The following is a 7,017-nucleotide window of genomic DNA, read 5'->3' as shown; positions in this document are numbered from 1 at the left end:
TTAATTATACGTGGTTTCACGATGGCTTTCTATTTATTTAGCTGTTGCATTTCATTTTACAATGAACCAGCTTAAAAAAATTGAATGAACACGAAATTCTCTTGTACCTGCGTCAATTGGAATATTAAATTATGCCTCTCACGTCAATAGCCTGCTGCAGAAGTCATCACATCCTGTGGAAGTCCGCTATCCAGGAGTTTATTAATCCATTAAGGGGCATAAGGAGGGTAGCCTTAAGAAAGGCTACCCTGCTTTAGTGTGTTTCTTGGATTTATCCAAAGACAACTGTTGTGTTGCCACTATACCAATGCCGATGATCCGGGTAGCCCGATGTATAACCTTCAAAGTAATGCGTATGCCCACCACCTAACATTGGGATAGCCATACTGGTTTTCCCGCAAATTACATGGCGGTGTCCATCAACATAAAGCGTCCACGTGTCATATTCATGAAAATGCTGCATTCCATTAGGGGCCGGTTCCGTTATTCCTACAAATCTATGATGGTGACCTTCCGCCGTTGTTGTAATCCCAATAAATTGATGTACATGGGTCTGGTTATGCCAGTCAGGATCATTATCATTCAGTAAAGGAGATAATTGTATTGGCTGGGTCATGTATCCAGCTACAGGGTACCTCATTATTTCCCCTCCTTCTCCAATAATCTTCATTGACCTATCCTATGCATTCAGCTAGTCATATGACCCAGGGGCGGTTACGAAGAAAGTTTTGGTGCTTGTCAGTAGAATATGGGACAGCCACAAACGCATATTTTGTTAGAAGTGACGTAAATAAAACCCTACGCAACTAACGATTGGAGGGGAATAGATGCATTTAACAGAGCGGGAACATGAACAACTGCTCATAGTGGTTGCAGCCTGGCTTGCAAAAGAAAGACTGACAAAGGGGTTAAGACTAAGTTATCCCGAGGCTGTTGCACTGATTACGTTTGAAGTGATGGAGAAAGCCAGAATGGGGGAAATGACAGTTTCCGATTTACAGGAATACGGAAAAACGATTTTAACAGAGGACGATTTGATGGAAGGTGTTTCTGCAATGATGAGTAAAATTAATGCACATGCTACCTTTCCCGATGGAACAAAATTAATTGTTATTTATGACCCAATTAAACCGCCAAAAAAACCTGAATTAGGGGAACATTATGATCCAATTGGTGATTAGTCGGTTGAAGAAGGACATCGGAGGAGGTAAAACATGAAGCCGGGCGAATTTTTGCTTGATGATCATCCGATTTTAATTAATCAGGGAAGGAACACCAGAAAGATTACAGTTGTTAACTATGGTGACAGGCCAATTTTTGTCGGTTCCCATTATCATTTCTATGAGGTCAATCCGAACCTTTATTTTGAAAGAGAACCGACGAAAGGTATGCACCTGAACATTCCAGCAGGTCAATTCATTCAGTTTGAGCCAGGTGAAGAAAAAACAATTGAGCTGGTTGAAATTGGCGGAAGGAAACTGGCTTTCGGTTTTAGGGGATATGTAAATGGACCGGTCGACAATTTGTTTCCAACACAAGTTAGTAATAATTACATATCCAGGAAAGATTACGTTAAGACGTATGGTCCAACGAAAGGGGATAAAATCCGTTTAGCTGATACAGATCTTTTCGTTGAGGTGGAAAAAGATCTGCTTGTCTACGGGGATGAAATGGTGTATGGATGGCTAAAAACGATTCGCAGTGGAATGGGGATGTCTGCACGTGCGACAAGAGAAGAGGTACTCGATCTTGTTATTACAAATGCGATTGTTTTTGATTATTGGGGAATCGTAAAAGCAGATATCGGGATAAAGGACGGAAAAATTCACGGGATTGGTAAATCAGGGAATCCTGATTATATGGATGGTGTTGACCCTCATTTAATCGTAGGGGCCTCAACTGATGTAATTGACGCCAGCGGGATGATAGTTACAGCTGGTGGCGTTGACCCGCACGTTCATGACATTTATCCCGAAGTTGTAACGACGGCACTTCAATCAGGTGTTACAACGCTGCTTGGAGGGGGAACAGGGCCTTCAACTGGTTCGAAGGGTACGAATATTACCCCTGGCGCATGGAATATGCACCGAATGCTTGAGGCTGCTGAAGACTTTCCAATGAATTTTGGTTTTTGGGCAAGGGGCAATGCCTCACTTCCCGAACCACTTGAAGAACAATTGCTGGAGGGCGCTGCCGGGTTTAAAATTCATGAAGATTGGGCGGCAACACCAGCGGTTATTGACTCCTGCCTGGAAGTTGCTGATCGATATGATGTTCAAGTTTGTTTGCATTCGGATTCCAGTAATGAATCCGGTACGGTGGAGACGACTTCCCTTAAAGCAATTAATGGAAGATCTATTCATACGTATCACGTGGAAGGGGCCGGTGGTGGACACGAGCCGGACATGATGAAAGTGACAAGAGAGGGCTCTATACTGCCATCTTCAACGACACCAACTCGTCCCTTTACAATCAACTCAGCGGATGCGAACATGTCGATGCTGTTCCAAGTCCACGGGATAAAACGGAGTGATCCGGTTGGTGTTGCAATGGCAAAGAAAAGAATCCGTCCTGAAACGATGGCTGCTGAAGGAATTTTGCAGGATATGGGTGTCATTAGCATGATGAGTTCCGATTCTATGGCAATGGGGCATCTGGGTGAAACAATCATCAGAACCTGGCAGACAGCGCATGCTATGAAAAGGTTACGGGGTCCTTTACAAGAAGAAAAGGGCAACAATGACAATTTCCGGGCAAAACGGTATATTAGTAAGTATACGATAAATCCGGCAATAACCCATGGGATATCTGAGGCAGTAGGCTCGATTGACGTTGGCAAAATGGCGGACCTGGTCATGTGGAAACCTGAATTTTTCGGGATTAAACCGGAACAAATTATAAAAGGCGGCTTTATTGTTCATGCCCCGATAGGTGAGCCGAATGGAGCAACGTCAGCTGATGAACCAGTAGTATACCGTGAAACATGGGGTGCTTTCGGAAAAACACCGGAAAAAATCGCATTTACGTTTATGTCCAAGGCTGCTAAGGAAAGTGGTGTCCCCGAAAAGCTGGGGCTCAAGAAGAAAATTTACGCCGTACACAATACAAGGACTATTGGAAAAAAAGACATGATATTAAACGATAATAGTCCTGTTATCACCATCGACCCTGATACGCATCAGGTTTATGTTAATGGTGAGTTATTGGAGAACCCACCTAAAGAAAATGTACCAATGAGTCAAAAGTATTTCCTTTTTTAGGGACATATCCAACATTCCCTTGTTTAGAACTAGATTGCTTAACAAGATGTGGTATAATGAATATAGTTTATTTAATAAACTGAATTGTTGGTTAACGGAGCGTGCGAAATGAATAAATATCAAGAGCGTACTGTTTACATTTCAAGCGTAGTTCTCGTTTTCTTCTTAGCATTATCTTTATTTACAAATGAATGGGGATTCTTTTTATTAAGTTTACCGCCAGTTTTTATAAATGTAATGTTTGCGTTTCTAGCTAAGAAAAACAAGTATATACAAAGATTCAATCAAAGACATTCCGACAGAGAAGGTAAAACCACAGTAAATCAACAAGTGTAACTCTTAGAATGAACATTTACATTAAGCCTCAATCGGGCGCATACCCGGTGTAAGGGAGCGCCCTTTCCTTCTACATTAAAACGGCTCAAAATCTTAACAGAGCCGTTTTCGCCTCGTATTGAATGTTATGCAAAACCCAACTTTTCTTTGGCGCGGTCGCTCATTTTAATCGGGGTCCACGCCGGTTCCCACTGATGATAAAGCATGTAAACAGAATGACGCTTGTTTTTTCATTAATCATTTCTTTTAAGGTCGGTACTTTTTCTTGACCAATTCTGTTTGAATATTTGTGCGTCCACCATAAGAACGGGACAATTTTATATAAATAGCCGAGAATGTTGAATATAATCCAGCCCATGACATATAGAAAGATGAGCCAGCTCCAGATGGTGACTTCCTGTATGCCGAAAACACTAAATGCAAAGGCGAGCACATGGACTCCCAATCCATTAATAATGGCAACCAGCGAGAATGAACGGGGTGAGCCGTAGATGGGCTCTCGAGACCTTTTTAGCGACCTTCGGGTTGACTTTTGGTCTCGAGATGAGCTCTCGAGACCTTTTCAGCGACTTACGAGGCGACTTTTGGCCTCGAGAAGGGCTCTCGAGACCTTTTTAGCGATTTTCGGGGCGACTTTTGGTCTCGAGGAGGGCTCCCGAGACCTTTTTAGTGACTTTCGAGGCGACTTTTGGCCTCGAGAAGAGCTCTCGAGACCTTTTCAGCGACTTATGGGGTGGCTTTTGGTCTCGAGATGAGCTCTCGAGACCTTTTTAGCGATTTTCGGGGCGACTTTTGGTCTCGAGGAGGGCTCTCGAGACCTTTTTAGCGACTAATGTATGTTTTGCATCTAAAAAAAAGAGACCACCCCGCGGGATGATCCTTTACTTAAAATAATTCATCTTCAAGTGCATCAGTATCAAGCACGATTGCCCCATGTTTATCAGCTGTGACCAGTTCCTGTTTTTTCAGCTGAGTCAAGGTGCGGCTGACGGTTTCACGGCTCGAACCGATCATATTCGCAAGGTCTCTGTTGGTGAATTGGGTTGTCAGCTTAATCAGGCCATCCTTCGTTTCTTTTCCATAGCCTTTGGATAGCCGTAATAGTAGCATGATGATTTGTTCATAGGTGTTATGAAGGATTTTCTCTTCCAGCCGGCCCTGCAGATCAACGATAATGTCGCCAAGCACACGGAACAGCTTAATGCAGATCTCCGGGTGGGTGATCAGAAAGTTTTCAAAGGAAGTAATCGGAATATAAATCAAAATTGCATCTTCCAGCACTTCAGCGTGTGCCGGGCAGTTATCCTTCCTGAAAAAGCCCTGATGCGGAAACATATCACCAGGCTGCAGCACATTGACAATCTGTTCCTTGCCATGAAAGTCGGTTTTATAAATTTTTACCTTTCCCTGATGAATGAAATAAACGTTAGTCAAAGGGTCACCCTGCATGAAAATATGGGTGCCGTGGCGGTACATGCGGTGTTTGGCCAGCTCAACGATTGGTTCTATTTCATAATCAGTCAAGTCCTTAAATAACGGGACTTTCTGCAGCAGAGTTTGTATGGCATCGGTATTCAATGCGCCCACTCCTTTCAGTAAGCAGTATCTTCATTAAATAGTATATCATGTCGGCTATAGTTCAAGTCTGTTTTATCGTATCACACGTTAAACGCAGGTTCTTGTTTTAAATGTGAAATTTTTGTAACGTCAAGTTTTTCTACAATTAAGTGATAAATATCATATGCAAGTGATGCCGCCAATCACTTCATTTGTATTTGGCAGCTTATATGATAGGGGGTGTCAATAACAATTTGGAGGGATTCATGATGGAGGAACTACAATTCACAGCGAAAATACACGCCCCAGAGATTGACCCGCGCAACAGGCACCCGAGAATTTTTGAAGTGTTTGATGGACTGAAGTCCGGCGAGTTTATGGAACTGTCGAACGACCATGATCCGAAACCGCTTCACTATCAACTGATGATTGAACGGGAAGGTACATTCACTTGGGAATACCTGAAGCAAGGCCCGCCAACGTGGTGCATCGCCATCGGTAAAAAATAAATCGGCACCATGCCTCCGGACAGTGGGCATCCGGGGGCAACTATTGTTTACAGGCATGCCAGGCAGTACATTTTTTAGCCCGGGTGTGTGTCTTTTCATGAAAGGCAAGTGAACTAAATCACAACAAAAGTCAGGAAAAGCGTATACACTGACTCCAGCAACATTTTCAGGAGGGATAGCATGTTTCCACGGGACTACAATGAAAATCCGTTTATCGTCATCTGGGAGCTGACGCGGGCTTGTGAATTGAAATGCCTGCACTGCAGGGCGGAAGCACAGTACCATCGGCATCCACTGGAATTAACTTTTGACGAGGGCAAAGAATTGATCGATGATATTTATGAAATGGATAATCCGATGCTTGTATTTACCGGTGGTGATCCGCTAATGCGCCCGGATGTGTTTGACATTGCGGAATACACCGTTCAGAAAGGTGTGCGGGTATCCATGACACCATCGGCCACACCGAATGTGACCAAGGATGCGATGCAGAAGGCAAAAGATGTCGGACTGTCGCGGTGGGCCTTTTCGATTGATGGGCATTGTGCTGATGTACATGATCATTTCCGAGGTACATCGGGTTCATTCGATTTGACGATGAATGCAATCAAATACTTGCACGAGTTGGAAATGCCGCTGCAGATTAACACGGTTATTTCCCGTTACAATGTAGATTATCTGGATGAGATGGCCAAAATGGTCGAGGATCTGGATTGTGTTATGTGGAGCGTGTTTTTCCTTGTTCCGACTGGACGAGGAAAAGAAAGTGACATGATATCCCCTGCTGAACATGAAAAAGTGCTGCGCTGGCTGTACAAACTCTCCAAACGTGTACCGTTCGATATCAAAACAACTGCTGCCCAGCATTACCGCCGAGTCGTTATTCAGGGGAAAATGCGCGAAAATCAAAATACCGATGACGCGATCCGCTATGAGGATGCATTAATGAATGGAAAAACCGGACAGATTGATGGACTGGGCCGTGCGCCTAAAGGGGTCAATGACGGCAATGGTTTCGTGTTCATTTCCCATACAGGCGATGTGTATCCGAGCGGCTTGCTACCAATCAAAGGCGGGAATGTGCGCCAAATACCGCTCCCAGATATTTATCGGGAATCGGAGGTGTTCCAGAATCTCCGGAATCCGGACAAATACAAAGGCAAATGCGGTGTTTGTGAGTTCCGCCATGTCTGCGGCGGTTCCCGGTCACGTGCCTATAATGTAACAGGGGACTACATGGAAAGCGAACCGTACTGTGTATATATTCCCAAAGCTTGGCGCGAGCAGCATAAACGTGAACGAAAACAAAAAACTTCCAACTGATTGCCAGTTGGAAGTTTTTCACACCTTAGAAT

7 protein-coding genes are annotated in these 7,017 nt (G+C 43.9%); 5 read left to right on the top strand and 2 right to left on the bottom strand.

The window, feature by feature from the left end:
- Positions 1-271 precede the first annotated feature (271 nt).
- On the bottom strand, positions 272-640 hold the full coding sequence (locus ACFSUO_RS02485; protein ID WP_382390726.1) for a YmaF family protein: 369 nt from the start codon (positions 638-640) through the stop codon (positions 272-274).
- A gap of 187 nt (positions 641-827) precedes the next feature.
- Here ACFSUO_RS02485 and ureA point away from each other — a divergent pair, with 187 nt between their 5' ends.
- The 3 genes from ureA (at position 828) to ACFSUO_RS02470 (ending at position 3,596) form a co-directional block, all read left to right on the top strand.
- Positions 828-1,181, top strand: coding sequence for an urease subunit gamma (gene ureA, locus ACFSUO_RS02480; protein WP_382390724.1), 354 nt, complete (start codon positions 828-830; stop codon positions 1,179-1,181).
- Between the two features lie 33 nt (positions 1,182-1,214).
- Positions 1,215-3,260 (top strand): urease subunit alpha, encoded by a 2,046-nt coding sequence (gene ureC, locus ACFSUO_RS02475; protein WP_382390722.1) that lies wholly within the window; start codon positions 1,215-1,217, stop codon positions 3,258-3,260.
- Between the two features lie 108 nt (positions 3,261-3,368).
- Positions 3,369-3,596, top strand: a complete 228-nt coding sequence (locus tag ACFSUO_RS02470; RefSeq protein WP_382390720.1) for a hypothetical protein — start codon at positions 3,369-3,371, stop codon at positions 3,594-3,596.
- Positions 3,597-4,481: 885 nt separating this feature from the next.
- On the opposite strand, the gene ACFSUO_RS02465 is transcribed toward ACFSUO_RS02470, so the two are convergent.
- Positions 4,482-5,174 carry a Crp/Fnr family transcriptional regulator gene (locus tag ACFSUO_RS02465; protein WP_382390718.1) on the bottom strand — a complete coding sequence of 231 codons (693 nt, stop codon included), beginning with the start codon at positions 5,172-5,174 and terminating at the stop codon, positions 4,482-4,484.
- Positions 5,175-5,422: 248 nt separating this feature from the next.
- Between ACFSUO_RS02465 and ACFSUO_RS02460 the strand changes: the two genes are divergently transcribed.
- Together ACFSUO_RS02460 and ACFSUO_RS02455 are read left to right on the top strand one after the other, a co-directional pair.
- Positions 5,423-5,662, top strand: coding sequence for a DUF2249 domain-containing protein (locus tag ACFSUO_RS02460; RefSeq protein ID WP_382390716.1), 240 nt, complete (start codon positions 5,423-5,425; stop codon positions 5,660-5,662).
- 180 nt (positions 5,663-5,842) lie between these two features.
- Positions 5,843-6,985: a TIGR04053 family radical SAM/SPASM domain-containing protein gene (locus ACFSUO_RS02455; RefSeq protein ID WP_382390714.1), complete on the top strand. Its 1,143-nt coding sequence runs from the start codon at positions 5,843-5,845 to the stop codon at positions 6,983-6,985.
- Positions 6,986-7,017 lie beyond the last annotated feature (32 nt).

Origin of the sequence: Lentibacillus juripiscarius, assembly GCF_042685205.1 — a bacterium.
GTDB classification, from domain to species: domain Bacteria; phylum Bacillota; class Bacilli; order Bacillales; family Amphibacillaceae; genus Lentibacillus; species Lentibacillus juripiscarius.
The sequence above is the reverse complement of the archived record's forward strand: the minus strand, read 5'-3'. Positions and strand labels throughout refer to the sequence as shown.